Source organism: Kocuria subflava, from assembly GCF_012163155.1.
Taxonomy (GTDB): domain Bacteria; phylum Actinomycetota; class Actinomycetes; order Actinomycetales; family Micrococcaceae; genus Kocuria; species Kocuria subflava.
Genome location: NZ_JAAVUN010000186.1, coordinates 1 through 578, shown reverse-complemented (window position 1 = coordinate 578; position 578 = coordinate 1). Strand labels below are relative to the sequence as shown.

The window sequence follows — 578 nt, the reverse complement described above, 5'->3', positions numbered from 1 at the left end:
CGGCGGTGTGGCCGTCGTGGTCCTGGGCTACTCGATCATCGGGCAGATCACCACGGTGCTCTCCGAGGGCTACGGTGGGTTCCCCACCTGGTTCGTGGTGACCTTCGGTTGGGGCATGGCCATTTCCCTGGTGGTGATTTCCCTGATCGTCTCGAAGATCCCGTGGTCCAAGCGTTCCCGTGGGGCCCAGTCTTCGCCCGCACTGGCGGTGCTGGACCCGGGGTTGGACCAGAAGTACCTGAGCACCGGGGTGACCCCCACGATCACGAGTTCCGTGGTACGTGACGGGACCCCCTGGCACGACCCGCACGAGCACCGGGAGCGCGCTTCCGAGCCCTGGGTGGAGTCCGACGACGCCCGCACGAACGCAGTCGAGGAGGGAACCCGATGAGCACCGAAGCAATCGTGATGCTGGTCGTGGCCGGGGTGACGGTGTGGGGCGGGTTGATCGCCTCCATCCTGAACCTGCGGCGCCAGCCGGACGAAAGCGGCGACGAGTAGGACCGCACCGGACCACTGATCCGCACCACTCATGACAACGGGGAGAGGCGGGTCGCCCACCCGACGAGCGCCCCCCC

At 67.6% G+C, this 578-nt stretch carries 1 protein-coding gene and 1 pseudogene; both read left to right on the top strand.

What is annotated here, in order from left to right:
• Positions 1–391, top strand: a pseudogene (locus GTW58_RS13685) (hypothetical protein); the annotation flags it as partial.
• Positions 388–501 (top strand): methionine/alanine import family NSS transporter small subunit, encoded by a 114-nt coding sequence (locus tag GTW58_RS13680; RefSeq protein WP_123823434.1) that lies wholly within the window; start codon positions 388–390, stop codon positions 499–501. The pseudogene GTW58_RS13685 and the gene GTW58_RS13680, both read left to right, overlap by 4 nt.
• Positions 502–578: the final 77 nt, after the last annotated feature.